Below are 19687 nucleotides of genomic sequence, written 5' to 3'. Positions count from 1 at the left end.
AACTAATCCCAGGATGAATAGTGCACCCTGCGACATTCGGCCCTACCAGTATCGGCGATCGCCACGTGCAGCCGCGAACCGTCCGGCAGCGAGGCATCGACGAACGGCTGCCCTATGTCCACGCGCCGCCCCGTCGCCTGCAGCATGCGCTCCACCAGATCCCGCACCGTCGCCTCGTCCAGCCGCAGCGCTGTCCGCTCCGCCACACCACCCCGCGCGGTATGCACGAACCCGTCTCCGTTGATCCACACCTCCTCGATGCCGGGGTCGTCGAGCAGGGGCTGCAGAGCGCCGAACCCACTCACCGCCGCGAGAACGTCCCGCACGCACGCCGCCTCGTCCTCCACGAGCACGCCGCCCCGCGCGAGAGCCCGATCGTCGTGGCGCCGCACCTCCGCCCTTGTAACCTCCCGCGCCCGCTCTGGGTCGATCGCCGGATCCACACCCTCGGTCCGCAGCCGACGCCGAACGAGGTCGGCGATGATCGACGCGGGCTGCTCCATCCCTGCATCCTCGCAACGATCAGCTCCCGGCCCGCGGAGTTATCCACACCCCCCTGCGCGGCCTCCGAACGGAGGCGGTCCGGCACCCGATACGGTGCAGGCATGAAGCGGTTCACTGTCTCGTGCGGGCTCCTCGGCGTTCTCCTCCTGTCCGGCTGCACCGGTGGTCCCGATCTCCTGCAGTGCCAGAGCGTGGCCGCCGTCGACACCGAACTCGAGGCCTTCTTCGCACAGGACACGGTCGGCGGTACGGCGACTCCGGAGCAGACCGAGCGCCTGAAGGACTTGGCGGACGAATACGCCGATCTCGACGTCGACGGCGAGGTACAGGAAGCGGCGACGGCCGTAAGCGACGACCTGCGCGCGCTCTACGACTACCGCGTCGGCGTCCAGAACGGCGACGCCGCGGACCCCGACCGCGAGCAGGCACTCCGCCGGACTGCGATCGACACGTTCGTCGAGGGGCAGGCCGTCTGCATCGAGGGCTCGTCCTGACGCCGCCGTATCGAGCCGCCCGCCCCGGTGTCAACCGGTACGTCCCCTGTGGTCGCGCTCCCTAGGCTGAGGAGCAGACCTGCGAGGAGACGACGTGCACCGCGCCACACCAGCCGCCCCTGAACCGACCCTGAGCGTGGTCATCCCGGTCAAGGACGATGCGGCGGAACTGCGGCGATGCCTCCGCGCCCTCGCCCGGCAGACACTCCCGCCCGACGAGATCATCGTCGTGGACAACGCCTCGACCGACGATTCGGCCGCGGTGGCCGCCCGGCACGGCGCGCGGGTCGTGCGGTGCGACACTCCGGGCATCCCCGCGGCGAGCGCGAGCGGCTACGACGCGGCGACGGGCGACGTGATCCTGCGGCTCGACGCCGACGGGGTACCGGGGCCGCGGTGGGTCGAGACGATGGCGACCGCGTGCACACGCGATCCGCGGGTCGGAGCCTGGACGGGCGGGGCGCACTTCGTCGACGGTCCCCGGTTCCTGCGGAGGCCCCTCGCGGCGGCCTACCTCCTTTCCTACGTCGTCGTGTGCGGCTCCGCCCTGGGCCACGGGCCGTTGTTCGGATCGAACCTCGCCCTCCGCCGCTCGGCCTGGCTCGCCGTCCGGGACCGGGTGCACCGCGACGATGCCGCGCTTCACGACGACCTCGACCTCGCCTTCCATGTCGGCGAGCTCCACCGCATCCGCTGGCTCCTGCACACCGATATGGGCATCTCCATGCGCCCGTTCGGCAGCGGACGCTCCTTCGCCCGCCGCTCCTGGATCGGCGCTCGCACCGTCCTCGTGCACTGGCCCGAGGACTTCCCTCCGGTGCGCTGGGTGCGGCTCGCGCTGCGCCGAGTGCTGCACCGCCTCGGAGTCCCCGCGCCGGGAGCCCGCCGATGACCGCGCCGCTCCTCGGATCGCCGTCCACCACCGAGCTGCACGTCATGACCCTCAACATCCGCCGCGACCTCGGCGCGCTCGCCTGGCCGCCCGCCGACCGCTGGTCGGTTCGACGTCCCCGGCTCACCGCGCTCCTCCGCGCGGAGCGGCCGGACATCCTCGGCGTACAGGAGGCCCTGCCCGCGCAGGCTGCCGAGGTCTCCGCCGCGCTCGGCCCGTCGTTCCACCGCGTCGGCCACGGCCGCCTCGCCGGACCCCGCGGCGAGGGTTGTCCGCTCTTCTACGACGCCGACCGACTGGAACTGGGCGGCTGGCGACAGGTCGCGCTCTCCCGCACCCCCGACCGCCCCAGTTCCCGCTCCTGGCTGAGCGTCTCCCCGCGGGTGGTGGTGGAGGCGTCCTTCCGCGACCGCCGCACCGGCGCCGCCCTCACCGTGCTCAACACCCACCTCGACGCGTTCTCGCCGTGGGCCCGGCTCCGTCAAGCGCAGGCGGTGCACGACGTCGCCGCCGCAGCGGAGAGCCCCGTCGTCCTCGTCGGGGATTTCAACGCCCCCGCCGGCACGGCACCGTGGTGCGCCGTCGAAGCCGACGACGTCCTCCGCGACTCGTGGACGGCGGCTGTCTCCCGCCGCACACCGGCCTGGAGCACGTTCGCCGGCTACCGGTCACCCCGCCGAGGACGCCGCATCGACGGCATCCTCACCTCCCCCGCGCTGCCCGTGCGCCGGGCGGGCATCAACGCCCGGCAGTATGGAGGAGGCTGGCCGTCGGATCATCTCGCCGTGCAGGCCCTGATCGACCTCGCCCACGGCGCCATCCCACCCGAGGAGACCGCATGAAGGAGGACTTCCTCCGCCCGCCGCACTCCATCGCCGAGTACGGCGCCGACGCCGTTCGTGTGATCGGCGTCCTCAGCGTCCTCGTCGCGGCGATCTGGTCGACCCCGACGGATGCGGGCATACTCGCACTCGCCCTCCCCGCCCTCATGCTCCCCCGCGTCCTCGGCATGCGCGGCGGCATCGACCTGGCCATCGGCCTGATCGTGCTCATCGCCGCCGCGAGCAACGTGTTCGACCTGTACCGCACGCTCACCGGGTGGGACCTCGTCGTGCACTTCGTCTGCACGGGAGCCCTCGCCGCCACCGGCTACCTCGTGCTCTCCCGCCTCGGCGTCGTCACGGCGCAGGAGTCCGCGGCGTTCCGCGCCCGCATCCCCCTCGTGCTCTGCACCGTGATCGGGCTCGCGGCGAGCGCCGTGTGGGAGATGATCGAGTGGGCGGGCCGCACCTTCGTCACCGACGAGATCTTCGTCACCTACGAGGACACCATCGGCGACATGGCGATGGGAGGACTCGGGGCTCTTGCGGCCGGAGTCCTCGTCGCCGTCGTCCGGCTGGAGCGTCGCCGCTCGGCGTGACGGCGCGGAACTGCGGGACGATCCCCAGGGTCGAACGGGGCGCGGGTCAGTAGACTGAAGCCACCGCGCGGGAGTGGTGGAATTGGCAGACACGCAGGATTTAGGTTCCTGTGCCCCAGGGCGTGTGGGTTCAAGTCCCACCTTCCGCACGACGGGTGCTTCGGCGCCCGCATCGCTCCACCGCCGACACTTCACGACCGACGGGAATCCCGCCAGTGCTCGAAAGCATGCTGCACGCCCCCACCGCGCTCATCCCGTGGCTCGATCCGCAGACGATCATCGGGGCGGCCGGCCCGTGGGCGCTGCTCGTGGTCTGCTTCATCATCTTCGCCGAGACCGGGCTGCTCGTCGGCTTCCTCCTGCCCGGTGACACGCTGCTCATCATCGCGGGCCTGCTGACCCACACGAGCAATGTCTTCGGCGTGAACATCTGGGTCGTCTCGCTCCTCATCGCGCTGTCGGCGTTCATCGGCGGCGAGGTCGGCTACCTCATCGGCCACAAGGGCGGCCCCGCGGTCTTCGAACGCAAGGAGTCCGGCCTCTTCAGCCGCAAGAATGTCGAGCGCACCAACGCGTTCTTCGAGCGCTTCGGCGGCCTCACCGTGATCCTCGCGCGCTTCGTGCCGATCGTGCGCACGTTCGCCCCGGTCGCCGCGGGTGTGGGCCACATGCCGTGGCGGCGCTACTCGCTCTACAACTTCATCGGGGCGATGATCTGGGGCTTCGGACTCACGATGGTCGGCTACCTCATCGCCTACATCCCGTGGATCCGCCGCCTCGTCGTCGAGTACATCGACATCATCCTGCTCATCGCCGTCGGCGGCACCGCGCTCGTCACCCTGTGGCATTACTTCTCCGAGCGCCACAAGGCCAAGAAGGCCGCGGCCGCAGGAGAGGACGTCGTGACCGATCACGTGGAGGCCGAGGAGCTCGTCCTCGACGCCGACGTGTTCGATCGCGCCCCCGACCTGGACGGCGACGGGAAGCACTGACCCTGCCGCGGATCAGCCCGCGTTCTTGGAGCGCTTCTCCTTGGAGCGGGCGACGCTGGCGCGCAGCGCCTCCATCAGGTCGATGACCTCGCCGCCGTCGGCCGCCTTCTCGGCATCGCCGCCGAAGGTCTCCGCCACGTCGAACGTCTCCCCGGCCTCGATCTTCGCGTCGATGAGGGTACGGAGCTCCTTCTGGTACTCGTCGACGAACTCCTCGGGGTCGAAGTCGGCCGAGTAGCTGTCCACGAGCGACGAGGACAACTCCAGCTCCTTCTTCGAGATCCGCACGTCCTCGTCGAGCGACGGGAACTCCGCCTCTCGGACCTCGTCCGACCAGAGCAGTGTCTGCAGCACGAGGACCTTGCCCCGCACGCGCAGCGCGGCGAGCCGTGTCTTCTGACGCAGCGTGAACCGCACGATCGCGGTGCGGTCGGTCTGCTCGAGGGTCTTGCGCAGCAGCACGTACGCCTTGGGAGACTTCGAGTCCGGCTCCAGGTAGTACGGCTTGTCGAGGGTGAGCGGATCGACCTGGTCGGAGGGCACGAACTCCACGACATCGATCTCGCGGCTCTTCTCCGCCGGCAGCGCCGCGAGGTCGTCCTTGGTGAGCACGACGGTCTGCCCGTCGTCGACGTAGGCGCGATCGATGTCGGAGTAGGCCACCGTCTCGCCGCACACCTCGCACGTGCGCTGGTAGCGGATGCGACCGCCGTCCTTCTCATGCACCTGATGCAGCGGCACGTCGTGGTCCTCGGTCGCCGAGTACACCTTGACCGGCACGTTCACCAGCCCGAACGTCAGGGCGCCCTTCCAGATCGTCCTCATCACACCAGTAGACACCAGCCACACCCGTCACGACCACCCCTTGACTACGCTGGCTCCATGGTGGGAGAGGCGCAGGTCGTGCAGGTCGACGGCCGACGGCTGCGGGTGACCAACCTCGACAAGGTCGTCTACCCGGAGACGGGCACGACCAAGGGCGAGGTCATCGCCTACTACACCACCATCGCCCCGCTCCTCCTCCCGCTCCTCGACGGCCGCCCGGTCACCCGCAAGCGCTGGGTCGAGGGGGTCGGCACCGCCGCCGCTCCCGAGGACTCCTTCTTCACGAAGCAGCTCGAGCCCGGCGCCCCGGACTGGATCCCGCGACAGGACATCCAGCACTCCGACGGCCCCAAGGCGTACCCGCTGGTGGAGGACGTGCCCACGCTCGTCTGGCTCGCGCAGGTCGCGGCGATCGAGTTGCACGTGCCGCAGTGGCGGTTCACCCCGGAGGGGTTTCCCGGCCGTCCCGACCGTCTCGTGCTCGATCTCGACCCCGGACCCGGCGCCGACCTCGCGCAGTGCGCCGAGGTCGCCCGGATCGCTCGGACGCTCCTCACCGGGATGGGGCTCGACCCTCTGCCCGTGACCAGCGGCAGCAAGGGCATCCACCTCTACGCGGCCCTCCCCGGCGAGCAGACCAGCGACGAGGTCTCCGCCGTGGTCAAAGAGCTGGCGCGCATCATCGAGAACGAGCACCCGGACCTCGCCACGAGCGTCATGTCCAAGGCCGTGCGCGGGGGCAAGGTGTTCCTCGACTGGAGCCAGAACAACGGCAAGAAGACGACGATCTCCCCGTACTCCCTGCGCGGGCGCGCCCGCCCCGGCGTCGCGACGCCGCGCACCTGGGAGGAGCTCGACGACCCGGGCCTCGCTCACCTCGAGCTGGACGAGGTGCTCGCGCGCGCCGCCGCCGGAATCGATCCGCTCTCCCCCCTCCGCTCCGACACTCCTGCACTGCCGGCGAACGCGCGCGCCGCGACACCGGCTCGAGCCCCCGCGATCCGGGCGGCGGCGCCCTCCTCCACCCGTCGCGGCCGGCCGCTCGCCGAGCAGACGGCGTCCCCCACCGGGACCACTCTCCCGTCCCTCGCGCCGATGCTCGCCGAGAACGGCACGCCCGCGATCGCCCGAAGCCTCAGCACGCCGTCGTGGGTGGAGGTGAAGTGGGACGGCATCCGTGCGATCGGCACCTGGCGCGACGGGCACATGTCGCTGCACGCCCGTCGCGGCACCGACATCACCGCGCGCTATCCCGAGCTGACGGCCGACGGTGCCCCGTTCCTTCCGGTCGACGAGGCGATCGTCGACGGGGAGATCGTCGCCTTCGACAGCGCCGCCCGGCCGAGCTTCTCCCTGCTGCAGAACCGCATGCACCTCACCCGGCCCCGGGAGATCGAGCGCGAGGTCGTGCGCACACCGGTCGTGTACATGCTGTTCGACCTGCTCCGTCTCGACGGCCACGATCTCACCGGGATGCCGCTCCGCGAGCGCCGCACTCTGCTCGGCGACATCGTGGCGGGGGTCGACGCGCCCATCCAGGTCCCTCCCGTCTTCGACGACGTGGACGCAGCGCTCGCCGCCAGCGAGGAGTTCGGGCTGGAGGGCGTCGTCGTGAAGGATCCCGCCTCCCGGTACCGTGCTGGCCAGCGCTCACCCTCCTGGCTCAAGCTCAAGAACACCCGCATGCAGGAGGCGGTGATCGTCGGCATCCGCCCGGGGAAGGGCGAGCGCGAGGGCACTCTCGGCTCTCTCCTCCTCGCGATCCCGGAGGGTGGCGACCTCCGCTACATCGGCCGCGTGGGCACCGGCTTCACGGATCGCATCCTCCGCGACCTCCTGGCCCGCCTGGAGCCGCTGCGGGTGCCAGGCGCACCGCTCGACGGCGTCCCCCGCCCGGACGCCTCGGACGCCCTGTGGGTGCGCCCCGAACTCGTGGGCGAGGTGGAGTTCGCGAACTGGACGCCGGACGGCATCCTCCGGCACGCCCGCTGGCGGGGTCTGCGCCCGGACAAGACCGTCGACGAGATCACCGTCGAGGCGTGAGCGGCTCCCGCCCTCAGGCGTGGTGCGGTTCGCAGTCGCTCTGCTCGGCGGGTTCGATCTGGAACGTGGAGTGCGCCACGTCGAAGTGATCCGCGAGGCACGCCTGCATCTCCGACAGCAGCGCCGCCGAGCGGCCGTCCGCCAGCAGGTCCGGGCGCACGCTGACGTGCGCGGTGAAGACGGGGGCTCCGCGGGTGAGCTGCCACACGTGCACGTCGTGGACTCCGACGACGCCGTCGTAGCCGAGCAGGTGGGTGCGGATCTCGCCGACGGCCATGCCCTTCGGCGCCGACTCGGCGAGGACGGAGAACACCTCCTTGAGCAGGACGAATGCCCGGGGGATGATCATCGCCGCGATGAACAGCGAGGCGAGGGCGTCGGCGGGCATCCAGCCCGTCACGAGGATCACACCGGCCGCGATGATGACCATCAGTGAGCCGAGCAGGTCGCCCATCACCTCGAGGTAGGCGCCGCGCACGTTGAGGTTCGTCCGCTGGGCCCGGCTGAGCAGCCACATCGACACCGCGTTCGCGACGAGGCCGACGACGGCGACGACGAGCATCAGCCCTCCCGCGACCTCGACCTCGGAGGGGTTCAGCAGCCGCTGCACGCCCTGCACGGCGACGACCGTGGCGAGGGCGATGAGGATGACCGCGTTGATGAGCGCGCCGAACACCTCGGCCCGCTGGTAGCCGAACGTCCGGCGGTCGTCCGCGGGGCGCGCCGCCACGGTCGCGGCGATCAGCGCGATGACGAGCGCCGAGGCGTCCGTGAACATGTGCGCGGCGTCCGCGAGCAGCGCCAGCGAGCCCGTGAGCAGAGCTCCGACGACCTGCACGATCATCACCGTGGCCGTGAGGGTCAGGGAGATCGCGAGCAGGCGGCGGCTGCTCGCCGAACGGAGACCGCCGGGGGCGGGCGCATGATCGTGCATGCCCCCAGGCTAGCCCGGCGGCGGGCCCGTCAAGGCCGTTCCCGGCTAGTCGGGAACAGTAACGATTCTCACCGTCAGCAGGGGTTCTTCTGCGAGTCCCTCAGAGCGCGGCGAGCAGCGGCACGAGCGCGGCGAAGGCGCGGGCGCGATGCGACTGCGCCTGCTTCTCCTCCGCCGTGAACTCCCCCACGGTGCGCTCCGCGCCGGCCGGCTGACCGTCCGGGATGAAGACGGGGTCGTACCCGAAACCCCCGGCTCCCGACGCCTCGCGGGCGAGCCGTCCTGGCCAGCTCCCCTCAACCACGTGCTCGCGACCGTCCGGGAGGACGAGGGCGATCGTCGAGGTGAAGTGCGCGGAGCGATGAGGGTCGGCGATGTCGCGCAGCTGATCGAGCAGCAGCTCCAGGTTCGCCGCGGCGTCCTTCTTCTGACCGGCCCAGTACGCCGAGAACACTCCGGGCGACCCGCCGAGCACGTCCACGCAGATGCCGGAGTCGTCGGCGAGCGCCGCGAGGCCGGTGTGCGCGGCGGCCGCTCGCGCCTTGAGGAGCGCGTTCTCAGCGAACGTCACTCCGTCCTCGACCGGCTCGGGGCCGTCGTAGCCGACGACCTCCAGGTCGGGCCGTGTCTGCTGCACGATCTGCTGGAACTCCGCCACCTTATGCGGGTTGTGGGTCGCCAGGACGACGCGCATGCTCAGGCTCCTGCCAGAGCGGCGAGCTGCCGGTCCTTCAGGTCCGCGCAGCCGGCGACGCCGAGGTCGAGGAGCGCGTCGAGCTCACGCTTGTCGAACGGCGCCCCTTCGGCCGTGCCCTGCACCTCGACGAACAGGCCGCGGCCGGTCACGACGACGTTCATGTCGGTCTCGGCGCGGACATCCTCGACGTAGGCGAGGTCGAGCATCGGCTCCCCGTCCACGATGCCGACGGACACCGCGGAGACGGAGTCGAGCAGCGGCGTCGAGTTCTTGCCGATGAACTTCTTCTCCCGGCCCCACTCGATCGCGTCGGCCAGGGCGACATAGGCGCCGGTGATCGCCGCGGTGCGGGTGCCACCGTCGGCCTGGAGCACGTCGCAGTCGATGACGATGGTGTTCTCGCCGAGCGCCTTGGTGTCGACGACGGCGCGCAGCGCGCGGCCGATGAGTCGGGAGATCTCGTGCGTCCGACCGCCGATGCGGCCCTTCACGCTCTCCCGGTCGTTGCGGCTGTTCGTCGCTCGCGGGAGCATCGCATACTCGGCCGTGACCCAGCCCTTGCCCTTGCCGGTGAGCCACCGGGGCACGCCGTTCGTGAACGAGGCGGTGCACAGCACCTTCGTGCCGCCGAAGCTGATGAGGGCCGACCCCTCGGCCTGCGCGCTCCAGCCGCGCTCGATGGTGATCTCGCGCAGCTGCGAGGTGGAACGGCCGTCGGCGCGGACGATGTCGGTCATGAGCTTCTCTCGGTCGGGGATGGAGCGACGGGCTCAGCGCGCGTCGAGGGCGGAATCGGGAAGCGTGATGACGCCGGTCTGGACGAGCTGCACGTCGCGCACCTCGCGACCCATGAGGCGGTTGGCGAGCGCCGTGAAGTCGTCGGCGGAGTCGCCCGTGGCCTCGTACACGTAGGTGGCGGTGGCATCGGCCGGCGCCAGCAGATCGCCGCGGACGAGCTGGCGGTAGACGTCGCCCGCGGTCTCGTCGTCGCTGGAGACCAGCGTCACGCCCTCCCCCATGACGTAGCTGATGGCGCCGCGGAGGAACGGATAGTGCGTGCACCCGAGGACGAGCGTGTCCACGTCGGCCTCGCGCAGTGGCGCGAGGTACTCCTCGGCGACGGCCAGCACCTCGGGGGTGCCGGTGACACCGGCCTCGACGAACTCGACGAACCGGGGGCACGCGGCGGTGAACACCTGCAGGCGCTCGTTCACCTCGAGCATGTCCTGGTAGGCCCGCGAACCGATCGTGCCGACCGTGCCGATCACACCGACACGGCCGTTCCTCGTGGTCGACACCGCGCGGCGCACGGCGGGGCCGATCACCTCGACCACCGGCACGTCGTAGCGTTCGCGTGCGTCGCGCAGCATCGCCGCCGACGCGGTGTTGCAGGCGATGACCAGCATCTTCACGCCCTGGTCGACCAGGGTGTCGAGCACTTCGAGCGCATAGCGCCGGACATCGGCGATGGGCTTGGGCCCGTACGGCGAGTGGGCGGTGTCGCCGATGTAGACGAACGATTCGCGGGGCAGCTGGGCGCGGATGGCCCTGGCCACCGTGAGCCCGCCGACACCGGAGTCGAAGATCCCGATGGGCGCGTCGTTCATGACTCCCCAGCCTACCCGCGTGCGCGCCGCCTCGTGCATCACGGCCTCACTAAGCTGAGCGCATGACCACGTCGACGGCGCTGCTCACCGACCGTTACGAGCTCACGATGCTCGCCGCCTCGCTCCGGGACGGCACCGCGTCCCGCCCGAGCGTCTTCGAGCTCTTCTCCCGACGCCTGTCCGGCGGACGCCGCTTCGGCGTCGTCGCCGGAACCGGACGACTGCTCGGCCTGCTGCGCGACTTCCGTTTCGGTGACGACGAGCTGCGCTTCCTCCGCGACGAGCGCGTCGTCGACGCCGACACCCTCGCCTCCCTCGAGCGCTATCGCTTCACCGGCACGATCCGGGGCTACCGCGAGGGCGAGCTCTACTTCCCCGGGTCGCCCATCCTCACGGTCGAGGGATCGTTCGCGGACGCCGTCGTCCTGGAGACGCTCGCCCTGAGCGTCCTCAACCACGACTCCGCGGTCGCCACGGCCGCGGCCCGCATGAGCATCGCCGCCGGCGAGCGTCCTCTCGCCGAGATGGGCTCCCGGCGGGCAGCCGAGCGCTCCGCTGTCGCCGCAGCACGGGCGGCATACATCGCCGGGTTCGGCGCCACGAGCAACCTCGAGGCCGGCCGCGCCTGGGGAATCCCGACCATGGGCACCGCTGCGCACTCGTGGACGCTGCTGCACGACAGCGAGGAGGACGCCTTCCGTGCTCAAGTCGAGAGCATGGGCGTGGACACGACGCTCCTCGTCGACACCTACGACATCCGCACCGGCGTCGAGACGGCGATCCGGGTGGCCGGGACCGGGCTCGGCGGCGTCCGCATCGACTCCGGGGACCTGCCGACCGTCGCCGCCGAGGTCCGAGCGCAACTGGACGAGCTCGGAGCCACCGAGACCCGCATCACGGTCACGAGCGACCTCGACGAGTACGCGATCGCCGCGCTGGCGGCCTCCCCCGTGGACGCGTACGGCGTCGGCACCTCCGTCGTGACCGGTTCCGGATACCCCACGGCGAGCATGGTCTACAAGCTCGTCGCCCGGCAGGACGCCGACGGCTCGTGGGTCGGGGTCGCCAAGGCGTCCGCGGACAAGGCGTCGTTCGGTGGCCGCAAGGCGGCGTTCCGCACGCTCAGCGACGGGGTCGCCGCGGCGGAGACGGTCGTCGTCTCGGACGGGTTCGAGGCGCTGGACACGCCTGCCGAGCACCTGGACGGCCGACCGCTCCAGGTCACCCTCGTCGAGGGCGGAGAGATCGAGACCGCCTTCGAGGGCGCCGCAGGGACGGCTTCCGCCCGCGCGCATCACCTGCGTGTCCGTGAAGAGCTGCCAGTGCGTGCGTTGGCACTCAGCAAGTCGGACCCGGCGATCCCGACGGTCTACGTCGAGGCGGACTGAAGCGGGGCCGAGCGACGGCGGTCAGCCGACCATCGACTCGTAGATCTCCTTGCACGTCGGGCAGATCGGGAACTTCTCCGGATCGCGGCCCGGCGTCCACTTCTTGCCGCAGAGCGCGCGGACGGGCTTGCCCGTGATCGCCGACTCGAGGATCTTGTCCTTCTTGACGTAGTGCGAGAAGCGCTCGTGGTCGCCCGGTTCGATGTTCTCCTCGCGGAGGAGCTCTTCCAGTTCGCGATCAAGCGTTGCCACGCCGCCCTGATCGGGGCTGTCCAGCGGAGTACTCATCCCGCGATTCTAGCCGCGTCTCCGCCTCGGCGGGGCGGTCTCACGCGGTCTCGACGAACTCCATCAGACGTTCGCCGCTGTGCTCGAAGATGCGTCCGCCGATCACAGCTCCTCCGATGAAGGCGACGATGCCGGTGGCGATGCCGACCCAGAAAGCCGCCGGCGTGAAGCCCGGATCGGCGACGATGCTCGCACCGAACAGCCAGATGGTGGGCACGCTCAGGACGATCGCACCGAGGAACGCCGCCGCCGGGCCGTAGATCCCTCGGGAGGTCGGGCGCTGCGGCTGCTGGAACGGGCTGTCGCCGGGACGGGATACCGCGTACGGCGCCACCACCGACACCACGCTGGAGATGCCGAGGGCGGAGAACAGCAGGCTCGCACCGAGGCCGACGAGCGGGAGGAGAAGACTCCAGCGCCCGGCCAGCAGGAGCGAGAGCGGTACGGCGATCGCCAGCACCGGCACGGCGACCAGGAGCACCGGCACCAGGCGTCCGAGACGGTCCGGAACCCCGCGGACCCCGCTCGCGACGTGCGTCCAGAGGGCCGTCGAGTCGTAGGCGACGTCGTTGTGGGGCAGCCATCCGAAGAAGAGGGCCATGACGGGCACGGGGACGAGGGCGGCGATCTCGACCGGCACGCCCGCGACGATCAGCGGGAACACCGTCAGCACGCCCGCCACGGGCACGACGATGATGTTCATGATGTACCGGCGGTCGCGCAGCCAGTACACGAGGCTTCGCGACGCGATGGCGCCGAAGGCGTTGGAGGGCAGCAGGCCGAACCAGCCGAGTCCGCTGCGCTCGCGCGCCGCCACCGGACGCTCGGTCGTCGTCAGCAGGCGCCGTACGAACCAGGTCCAGGCGAACCACAGCAGCGCGAGGGTGACGGCAGCCACCAGTCCGCTTCCCCACGCCGCAGCCGTCTCGCCTTCGGCCGCCGCGAACATCGCCGCCGGCGAGGCGGCGAGCGGGGTGAAGCCGATCACCGAGGTCAGGGTCGCCAGTGACGCCGGCACCTCACCGTCCCAGCGGAGCGAGCCGAGGAACACGGCGACCGGGAACGCGATGACGATCAGGGCCAGGGCGAACAGCGCGGTGAGCTCCCGGGAACGACGCTCCGGGAGCAGGAGCGCATTGAGCGCCATCCCGACCCGGGAGAGGAGGATGGTCGACAGCAGCCCGATCACCGCCAGGAGGACGGCCGGCACCCACGGTGCGCCGGCGCGGATCGCGACGACCGTCACGCTGATGTAGACCGCGAGGAGCGCGAGGCTCGGCACGCTGACCAGCGACGCGAGCGCCAGCACCCCTGGCATCTTCCGCTCGTCGACGCCGAACACCGCGAAGCGCCGCGGATCGAGCTGATCGACGGCTCCCACGAGCAGCGGCCCCACGAGGAAGCCGAGCAGAAGGGCAGCGCCACCGAGCACCGTCACGGCCTGGGAGACCGGCACCGGCGCGTCGCCGAGGCTGAAGACCGCCACGCAGACCACCACGGTGACCGCGACGACCGCGCCGAAGGAGAGCAGGGTGCGCGCCCGGTGTTCCCCGCGCAGGGCGCCCAGGAGAAGCGCGAACCTCAGTCGGAGAACGTGTGCAGCCACTCGAGCCCCTCCACCTCTCCGCTGGAACCTGCGAGCTCCACGAAGCGCGATTCGAGCGTCTGTCCCGCGCGCACCTCGTCGATCGTGCCCTCGGCCAGCACCTCACCGTTGACGATGATGGCCACCCGGGAGCACACGCGCTCGACGAGATCCATCCCATGGCTCGACAGGATCACCGTGCCGCCGTGCGAGACGTAGGCGCGGAGGATGTCGAGGATCACGGCGGAGGAGACCGGATCGACGGATTCGAACGGTTCGTCGAGAACGAGGACGCGCGGAGAGTGGATCATCGCGCCGGCGAGCATGATCTTCTTCGTCATGCCCGCGGAATAGTCCGACACGACCCGATTCAGGGCGTCGCCGAGGTCGAAGGCCCTGGCGAGGTCGCCGGTGCGCTTCTCGATGACGTCGGCGGAGAGCCCACGCAGCAGCCCGTAGTAGTACAGCAGCTGCCGGCCGGTGAGCCGGTCGAAGGTGCGCAGCCGGTCGGGCAGGACGCCCATGACGCGCTTCGCCGCCAGGGGCTCGGCCGCCTGGTCGATGCCGCAGATGAGGACGCTGCCCTCGTCCGCGCGCAGGAGACCCGCGACGATCGAGAGGGTCGTGGTCTTGCCGGCGCCGTTGGGGCCGACGATGCCGTAGAAGGAGGCCGCGGGCACGGTGAGGTCGATGCCGTCGACCGCGCGGTTCTCGCCGAACTGCTTCACGAGACCGCGGATGCGGATCGCCTCGGTGGCGGGCTCGGCTGCCGCCGAGTCATCGGCCTCGGTCGGGGGCTCCTCGGCGATCACCGCTTCGACGACCTCGACGGTCTCCACCTCCGCGACGCGCCGGTCATCGGGCGCGGGCTCCTTGGTCACCGGCAGCGCGGTGTCCGACACCTCCACCACGGACTCCGCCGCAGCAGGCTCCTCGACCGGCGTCGCTTCCTCGGCGGTGTCTCGGGCCGGTGTCGCCGTCTCGACGGACGAGGTGCCGGCCTCGTCCGTCTCGACGGTCTCTGCGGCCACGGTCTGCGCCTGCACCGCGCCGGACTCCTCCGGCTGCGTCTCGGCCGTGCTCACCTCTGCGGCTGCGGACTCGACGGTCCCGACCTCAGCCGCCTGGGCCTCCGCGGCCTCGGCCTTCACGGCCTCGTCTTCGGCGGCCTTCGCTGCCTCGTCTTCGGCGGCCTTCGCCGCAGCCGCCTTCGCCGCAGCTGCCTTCGCCGCAGCGGTCTTGGCGGCGGTGGTCTTGGCCGTCGTCTTGGCCGCCGAGGCCTTCGCGGCAGCGGTCTTCGCCGCGGCGGCCTTGGCCGCAGCCGTCTTGGCCGCAGCCGTCTTGGCCGCCGATGTGCTCGCCGCCTTCGTCGATGTCGCGGCCGGACGCTTCGAGCCGGTCGAGCGTGCAGCCGTGTTCTTCGCCGCAGCCGCGCGGGCGGCGGACGCCGTGCGAGCGCCTGCTGGAGCGGTCGCGGGATCGACACTCGCCGCGGGGGTGGGCTCGACCACGACCTCAGCCGTGGGCGCGGCCTTCTCGGCTGCCGCCTTGGTCGGTGCGGGCCTCGCCGTCCGCGCGGCGGTCGGCTTCTTCGCCGCGGCAGTCCTCGTCGAAGTGGAGGACTTCGCCGCGGTGGACTTCGCGGCCGTGGTCTTCGCGGCGGAGGGTGTGGCGGCCGTCGTCTTCGCAGCTGCCGACTTCGGAGCCGCGGTCTTCGCGGCCGTGGTCTTCGCCGCAGCAGACTTCGCCGCGGGGGTCTTCGCAGCCGTGGTCTTCGCAGCAGCAGACTTCGCCGCGGTGCTCTTCGCGGCCGCGGGCTTCTTCGCAGCCGGCTTGTCCGCTGCGGCCGTCTGCGCCTTGGCCGAGGCCGAGGTCGACTTCTTCGCGGCGGTGGACGCGGCAGGTCTCTTGGCGGCCGGTTTCCGAGCGGGCGCGGAGGCCTCGGTCGGAGTCTCGGCTCCCTCTGCCTGGGGGGTGGGGTCATCAGGGGAGGAAGTCACCGTCCTACGGTATCAACGGGTGGCTGAGAGCCAAGGCCCCACGCGACATTCCGCAACCGGATCCCCTCCCCGGCGCTTTCCGCAAGGGGGTTGTCGTCCCTGTGCGTTGCGTGTGTACTCGATCACGAAATGGCAACGGGGCCTGCCTGGCCCCGGGGTTCTCAGGGGGAATCGCTAGCATGATCCCCGGCACGACGAAGTGTCTGGTCGGTGAACCGACCGTGAACACAACTTCCTTAGGAGTATTCGTGACTCTTCAGACCGTCATCCTCGCAGCCGGCATGGGCTCTCGCCTCGGCCGCGCGCTGCCCAAGCCGCTCACCGAGCTCAACGACGGCCGCACGATCATGGGCCAGCAGCACGACAACATCCGCGCCGCTTTCGGCTCCGACGCACGCATCACCACGGTGGTGGGCTACCGCGCCGAGACCATCATCGAGGCCTTCCCCTCGGTGAACTACGTCCACAACGAGCGCTACGACGAGACGAACACGTCGAAGAGCCTGCTGCGCGCCCTGGGCGCCACCGGCAAGAGCGGCGTGCTGTGGATGAACGGCGATGTCGTCTTCGACCCGATGATCCTCGGCCGCGCCGCCGCATACATCGAGCGCGACCAGTCGTTCGTCACCGTCAACACCGCCAAGGTCAGCGATGAAGAGGTGAAGTACACCGTCACCGCGGAGGGCTTCATCAAGGAGCTGTCCAAGTCGGTCAAGGGCGGCCTGGGCGAGGCCGTCGGCATCAACTACATCTCGTCGGGCTTCAAGAAGGCGTTCATGCGCCAGCTGCAGCGCGTCGAGGACCAGGACTACTTCGAGCGCGGCCTCGAGCTGGCGATCGCCGAGGACGGCCTGCTGCTCGAGCCGATGGACGTCTCCGACCTGTACGCGGTCGAGGTCGACTTCGCAGAGGACCTGGAGCGCGCGAACCTCTTCGTGTGACGCTCCCCTCCGAGAGCCCCGTTCCGCCACGGACCGGGGCTCTCGGTGTTTTCGCGGACGGGCTCCATAGGATCGGCGCATGGCCCCCAAGGTGCACAAGATCCACTCCCTGCCGGACGACGCCCCGTGGGACAAGGGCGTACCCCCGGTCGGCTCCCCCGAGCACCCCATGATGGTGCGCGGGCTCGATCGGGTCCTGTCGATCCAGCGGCCGCTGGTGCTCGCCCACATCCGCAGCATCCGGCTCCGCAACCCCCACGCGACGCCCGACGAGATCATCCGGATCCTGGAGCGGCGCTACCTCGCGGCCGTCACGACGGGTGGGGCCGCGGTGGGGGCGACCGCCGTCGTGCCCGGCATCGGCACCGGGATCACGCTCGCGCTCTCCGGCGTCGAGACCGTGGGATTCGTGGAGTCCACGGCCCTCTTCGCGCAGTCGGTGGCCGAGGTGCACGGCATCGCGGTCGGCAACCCCGACCGCGCACGCGCTCTCGTCATGACGCTCATGCTCGGCAAGGAGGGCGTCGACCTCGTCGGCCAGCTCGCCCGGCAGGTCGCGGGGCGCGGGGGCAGCCGCTCGGCGTACTGGGGCGAGATGGTGACGAAGTCGCTGCCCCGCGCCGCGGTGGGACCCCTGGTGGACCAGCTCAAGGGGATGTTCGTGAAGCAGTTCGCGGCCAGGGGCGGCGCCTCGTTCATCGGCAAGGCGATGCCCTTCGGGATCGGCGCGGCCATCGGCGGGGCGGGCAACCACATCCTCGGCCGCCGGGTGCTCACCACGTCCCACCGCGCGTTCGGCGCCGCACCGCTCACCCTGCCGGCCGAGCTGGAGCCCGTGCCCGGCGCCGAGAAGGTGGAGCTGCGGATGCTCCGGGGGGCGCGCTACGCCGGCACCGCCGTCGCCGGAGCCGCCGGCACCGTGGCGCGCGGAGCGGGGTGGGTCGGTCATCGGGTGGGTGAGATCGCCGGACGCCGGCGTGAGCATGCGGCGGACGAGATCGAGGCGGGCGATAGAGACGGCGACCACGATCTGCCGCCGCGCCCGGGTTCCGACGCGACCGGGACGTGAGGGGTCGCGCACCTCGCCAAAGGATCCGCCGGCCCGTTGTGCCGATCATCCAACGGACGGCGCGGACCCGACGCTAGGGTGGAATCCGTGACGGACAAGCCCGACCCCTTTACCACCGCCGGCAAGATCGCGGACCTGCGCGCTCGCTACACCGAGGCCGTCGTCGACGCCGAGGCGAAGGCGAAGGAGAAGCAGCACGCGAAGGGCAAGATGACCGCCCGCGAGCGCATCGAACTCCTCGTCGACCCCGGCAGCTTCGTCGAGTTCGACGAGTACGTGCGCCACCGCACCACCGCGTTCGGGATGGACCGCTCGCGCCCCTACGGCGACTCCGTCGTCACCGGCGTCGGCACCATCCACGGCCGCACCGTGGCGGTGTACTCGCAGGACTTCTCGACCTTCGGCGGGTCGCTCGGCGAGGTCGCCGGCGAGAAGATCGTCAAGGTCATGGAGTTCGCCCTGGCCGGCGGCATGCCCTGCATCGGCATCCTCGACTCCGGCGGGGCGCGCATCCAGGAGGGTGTGGTCGCGCTCGGCAAGTACGGCGAGATCTTCCGTCTGAACACCCGCGCCTCCGGCGTGATCCCGCAGATCTCGATCATCATGGGCCCGGCCGCCGGCGGCGCCGTCTACTCGCCCGCCCTCACCGACTTCGTCATCATGGTCGACAAGACCAGCCAGATGTTCGTCACCGGGCCCGACGTGATCAAGACGGTCACCGGCGAGGACGTCGGCATGGAAGAGCTCGGCGGCGCCTACACGCACAACACGCGCTCCGGTGTCGCCCACTACCTCGCGGAGGACGAGGACGACGCGATCGACTATGCCCGCACGCTCCTCGGATTCCTGCCGGACAACAACATGGCGGAGCTGCCGTCCTACGAGAGCGCGTTCGAGTTCGAGACGACCGACGCCGACCGCACGCTCAACACGCTCATCCCGGATTCCCCGAACCAGCCGTACGACATCCACACGGTGATCGAGCATGTCGTCGACGACGGCGACTTCCTCGAGGTGCAGCCGCTGTTCGCTCCCAACATCGTCATCGGCTTCGGCCGCATCGAGGGCCGCTCGGTCGGCATCATCGCCAACCAGCCGTCCCAGATGGCGGGCACGCTCAACATCGAGGCCGGCGAGAAGGCGAGCCGGTTCGTGCGGTTCTGCGACGCGTTCTCGCTCCCGATCGTGACCCTCGTCGACGTGCCGGGATACCTGCCAGGCACCGACCAGGAGTGGACAGGGGTCATCCGCCGCGGCGCCAAGCTCCTCTACGCGTACGCGGAGGCCACCGTGCCGCTCGTGACGGTGATCCTGCGCAAGGCGTACGGCGGCGCGTACATCGTCATGGGGTCGAAGCAGCTCGGCGCCGACGTGAACCTCGCCTGGCCCACCGCGGAGATCGCCGTGATGGGCGGCCAGGGCGCCGTCAACATCCTCTATCGCGGCGAGATCCGCAAGGCGGAGGAAGCCGGCGAGGACGTGGCGGCGGTCCGCACGCGTCTGGCCAACGAGTACACCTACAACGTCGCCTCGCCCTTCCTCGCGGCCGAGCGCGGCGAGCTCGACGGCATCATCGAACCGGCGAACACGCGCGTCGCGATCGCGAAGGCGCTGCGCGCGCTCCGCGGCAAGCGCGCAGAGCTGCCGCCGAAGAAGCACGGGAACATCCCGCTGTGAGCGCGCAGGAATCCGCCGTCGACGGGACGGCCCCCGCGCCGCTCCTTCTGGAGATCACGCGCGGCGCCGCCACGGAGGAGGAACTCGCGGCCCTCATCGCGGTGCTCGGCGACGCCTACGAGACCGAGCAGGCGGAGGCGACGGTCGAGGAGCCGCGGGTGTCGGCGTGGACGCGCACGCAGCGCCCGCTGCGCCGACCGCTGCGTCGCGACATCCCCTGGGGACGCTTCGCCGGCTGAATCGGGTCGTCGTGTTTTGTCCCCCAAAATACCTACAGACAACCGTTGCACGACCCCGCAGACTGAAGGGGACGCTTCGCGTTCGGCTGGTC

General features: G+C 70.7%; 20 protein-coding genes and 1 tRNA gene. 12 read left to right on the top strand and 9 right to left on the bottom strand.

Annotation, left to right across the window (positions count from 1 at the left end; translation table 11 throughout):
- Positions 1-2: 2 nt before the first annotated feature.
- Entirely contained in the window at positions 3-503 is a 501-nt protein-coding gene (locus AB0310_RS16710) for a hypothetical protein (RefSeq protein WP_366237666.1), read from the bottom strand.
- Positions 504-605: 102 nt separating this feature from the next.
- On the opposite strand from AB0310_RS16710, the gene AB0310_RS16705 reads away from it, so the two are divergent.
- The 6 genes from AB0310_RS16705 to AB0310_RS16680 all read left to right on the top strand — a co-directional run bounded on the left by AB0310_RS16705 (position 606) and on the right by AB0310_RS16680 (position 4302).
- A complete protein-coding gene (locus AB0310_RS16705; RefSeq protein WP_268776847.1) occupies positions 606-998 on the top strand; it encodes a hypothetical protein in 393 nt (130 codons plus the stop codon).
- 94 nt (positions 999-1092) lie between these two features.
- Positions 1093-1890: a glycosyltransferase family A protein gene (locus AB0310_RS16700; protein ID WP_366237665.1), complete on the top strand. Its 798-nt coding sequence runs from the start codon at positions 1093-1095 to the stop codon at positions 1888-1890.
- Complete coding sequence (locus tag AB0310_RS16695) at positions 1887-2732, top strand: endonuclease/exonuclease/phosphatase family protein (protein WP_366237664.1); 846 nt, start codon at positions 1887-1889, stop codon at positions 2730-2732. Before AB0310_RS16700 ends, AB0310_RS16695 begins: the two co-directional genes overlap by 4 nt.
- Entirely contained in the window at positions 2729-3310 is a 582-nt protein-coding gene (locus tag AB0310_RS16690; protein WP_280568815.1) for a DUF2238 domain-containing protein, read from the top strand. Before AB0310_RS16695 ends, AB0310_RS16690 begins: the two co-directional genes overlap by 4 nt.
- Positions 3311-3377: 67 nt before the next feature.
- Positions 3378-3459, top strand: a tRNA-Leu gene (locus AB0310_RS16685).
- 78 nt (positions 3460-3537) lie between these two features.
- A complete protein-coding gene (locus AB0310_RS16680; protein WP_366237696.1) occupies positions 3538-4302 on the top strand; it encodes a DedA family protein in 765 nt (254 codons plus the stop codon).
- Positions 4303-4314: 12 nt separating this feature from the next.
- Here AB0310_RS16680 and ku read toward each other — a convergent pair whose 3' ends face one another.
- The gene (gene ku / locus AB0310_RS16675; protein WP_187661912.1) at positions 4315-5127 is read right to left on the bottom strand and encodes a non-homologous end joining protein Ku; all 813 of its coding nucleotides are present in this window, start codon (positions 5125-5127) and stop codon (positions 4315-4317) included.
- Between the two features lie 57 nt (positions 5128-5184).
- Here ku and ligD point away from each other — a divergent pair, with 57 nt between their 5' ends.
- A complete protein-coding gene (ligD, locus tag AB0310_RS16670; protein ID WP_366237663.1) occupies positions 5185-7170 on the top strand; it encodes a non-homologous end-joining DNA ligase in 1986 nt (661 codons plus the stop codon).
- Positions 7171-7183: 13 nt separating this feature from the next.
- On the opposite strand, the gene AB0310_RS16665 is transcribed toward ligD, so the two are convergent.
- The 4 genes from AB0310_RS16665 to murI all read right to left on the bottom strand — a co-directional run bounded on the left by AB0310_RS16665 (position 7184) and on the right by murI (position 10408).
- Positions 7184-8104, bottom strand: a complete 921-nt coding sequence (locus AB0310_RS16665; RefSeq protein ID WP_025105315.1) for a cation diffusion facilitator family transporter — start codon at positions 8102-8104, stop codon at positions 7184-7186.
- A 100-nt stretch (positions 8105-8204) separates the two neighbouring features.
- A complete protein-coding gene (rdgB, locus tag AB0310_RS16660) occupies positions 8205-8798 on the bottom strand; it encodes an RdgB/HAM1 family non-canonical purine NTP pyrophosphatase (RefSeq protein ID WP_366237662.1) in 594 nt (197 codons plus the stop codon).
- A gap of 2 nt (positions 8799-8800) precedes the next feature.
- Positions 8801-9538 (bottom strand): ribonuclease PH, encoded by a 738-nt coding sequence (rph, locus tag AB0310_RS16655; RefSeq protein WP_259954222.1) that lies wholly within the window; start codon positions 9536-9538, stop codon positions 8801-8803.
- 33 nt (positions 9539-9571) lie between these two features.
- A complete protein-coding gene (murI, locus tag AB0310_RS16650; protein ID WP_187661916.1) occupies positions 9572-10408 on the bottom strand; it encodes a glutamate racemase in 837 nt (278 codons plus the stop codon).
- A 62-nt stretch (positions 10409-10470) separates the two neighbouring features.
- Here murI and AB0310_RS16645 point away from each other — a divergent pair, with 62 nt between their 5' ends.
- A complete protein-coding gene (locus tag AB0310_RS16645; RefSeq protein WP_366237661.1) occupies positions 10471-11796 on the top strand; it encodes a nicotinate phosphoribosyltransferase in 1326 nt (441 codons plus the stop codon).
- Between the two features lie 21 nt (positions 11797-11817).
- On the opposite strand, the gene AB0310_RS16640 is transcribed toward AB0310_RS16645, so the two are convergent.
- Genes AB0310_RS16640 through AB0310_RS16630 form a run of 3 tightly spaced genes read right to left on the bottom strand, consistent with a single transcriptional unit; the run spans position 11818 to position 15669 of the window.
- Positions 11818-12084 carry a DUF3039 domain-containing protein gene (locus AB0310_RS16640; RefSeq protein WP_060923586.1) on the bottom strand — a complete coding sequence of 89 codons (267 nt, stop codon included), beginning with the start codon at positions 12082-12084 and terminating at the stop codon, positions 11818-11820.
- A gap of 40 nt (positions 12085-12124) precedes the next feature.
- A complete protein-coding gene (locus tag AB0310_RS16635) occupies positions 12125-13690 on the bottom strand; it encodes a phosphatidylglycerol lysyltransferase domain-containing protein (protein WP_366237660.1) in 1566 nt (521 codons plus the stop codon).
- On the bottom strand, positions 13666-15669 hold the full coding sequence (locus AB0310_RS16630; protein WP_366237659.1) for an ABC transporter ATP-binding protein: 2004 nt from the start codon (positions 15667-15669) through the stop codon (positions 13666-13668). Before AB0310_RS16630 ends, AB0310_RS16635 begins: the two co-directional genes overlap by 25 nt.
- 248 nt (positions 15670-15917) lie before the next feature.
- Here AB0310_RS16630 and AB0310_RS16625 point away from each other — a divergent pair, with 248 nt between their 5' ends.
- The 4 genes from AB0310_RS16625 (at position 15918) to AB0310_RS16610 (ending at position 19595) form a co-directional block, all read left to right on the top strand.
- Complete coding sequence (locus tag AB0310_RS16625) at positions 15918-16610, top strand: phosphocholine cytidylyltransferase family protein (RefSeq protein WP_336501841.1); 693 nt, start codon at positions 15918-15920, stop codon at positions 16608-16610.
- A 79-nt stretch (positions 16611-16689) separates the two neighbouring features.
- The gene (locus AB0310_RS16620) at positions 16690-17679 is read left to right on the top strand and encodes a hypothetical protein (protein WP_366237658.1); all 990 of its coding nucleotides are present in this window, start codon (positions 16690-16692) and stop codon (positions 17677-17679) included.
- Between the two features lie 87 nt (positions 17680-17766).
- Entirely contained in the window at positions 17767-19356 is a 1590-nt protein-coding gene (locus tag AB0310_RS16615) for an acyl-CoA carboxylase subunit beta (RefSeq protein WP_370428473.1), read from the top strand.
- A complete protein-coding gene (locus AB0310_RS16610) occupies positions 19353-19595 on the top strand; it encodes an acyl-CoA carboxylase subunit epsilon (protein ID WP_187661921.1) in 243 nt (80 codons plus the stop codon). Before AB0310_RS16615 ends, AB0310_RS16610 begins: the two co-directional genes overlap by 4 nt.
- Positions 19596-19687 lie beyond the last annotated feature (92 nt).

Origin of the sequence: Microbacterium meiriae, from assembly GCF_040702565.1 — a bacterium.
Lineage (GTDB): Bacteria > Actinomycetota > Actinomycetes > Actinomycetales > Microbacteriaceae > Microbacterium > Microbacterium meiriae.
This window is presented reverse-complemented; position numbering and strand designations above follow the sequence as displayed.

What these genes read in the sequence shown, in the direction of transcription:
- rdgB (WP_366237662.1), bottom strand. Translation starts at nt 8,798, where the DNA reads ATGCGCGTCGTCCTGGCGACCCACAACCCGCATAAGGTGGCGGAGTTC.
- AB0310_RS16710 (WP_366237666.1), bottom strand. Translation starts at nt 503, where the DNA reads ATGGAGCAGCCCGCGTCGATCATCGCCGACCTCGTTCGGCGTCGGCTG.
- AB0310_RS16665 (WP_025105315.1), bottom strand. Translation starts at nt 8,104, where the DNA reads ATGCACGATCATGCGCCCGCCCCCGGCGGTCTCCGTTCGGCGAGCAGC.
- AB0310_RS16640 (WP_060923586.1), bottom strand. Translation starts at nt 12,084, where the DNA reads ATGAGTACTCCGCTGGACAGCCCCGATCAGGGCGGCGTGGCAACGCTT.
- AB0310_RS16620 (WP_366237658.1), top strand. Translation starts at nt 16,690, where the DNA reads ATGGCCCCCAAGGTGCACAAGATCCACTCCCTGCCGGACGACGCCCCG.
- AB0310_RS16705 (WP_268776847.1), top strand. Translation starts at nt 606, where the DNA reads ATGAAGCGGTTCACTGTCTCGTGCGGGCTCCTCGGCGTTCTCCTCCTG.
- rph (WP_259954222.1), bottom strand. Translation starts at nt 9,538, where the DNA reads ATGACCGACATCGTCCGCGCCGACGGCCGTTCCACCTCGCAGCTGCGC.
- AB0310_RS16645 (WP_366237661.1), top strand. Translation starts at nt 10,471, where the DNA reads ATGACCACGTCGACGGCGCTGCTCACCGACCGTTACGAGCTCACGATG.
- AB0310_RS16680 (WP_366237696.1), top strand. Translation starts at nt 3,538, where the DNA reads ATGCTGCACGCCCCCACCGCGCTCATCCCGTGGCTCGATCCGCAGACG.
- ku (WP_187661912.1), bottom strand. Translation starts at nt 5,127, where the DNA reads ATGAGGACGATCTGGAAGGGCGCCCTGACGTTCGGGCTGGTGAACGTG.
- murI (WP_187661916.1), bottom strand. Translation starts at nt 10,408, where the DNA reads ATGAACGACGCGCCCATCGGGATCTTCGACTCCGGTGTCGGCGGGCTC.
- AB0310_RS16690 (WP_280568815.1), top strand. Translation starts at nt 2,729, where the DNA reads ATGAAGGAGGACTTCCTCCGCCCGCCGCACTCCATCGCCGAGTACGGC.
- AB0310_RS16695 (WP_366237664.1), top strand. Translation starts at nt 1,887, where the DNA reads ATGACCGCGCCGCTCCTCGGATCGCCGTCCACCACCGAGCTGCACGTC.
- ligD (WP_366237663.1), top strand. Translation starts at nt 5,185, where the DNA reads ATGGTGGGAGAGGCGCAGGTCGTGCAGGTCGACGGCCGACGGCTGCGG.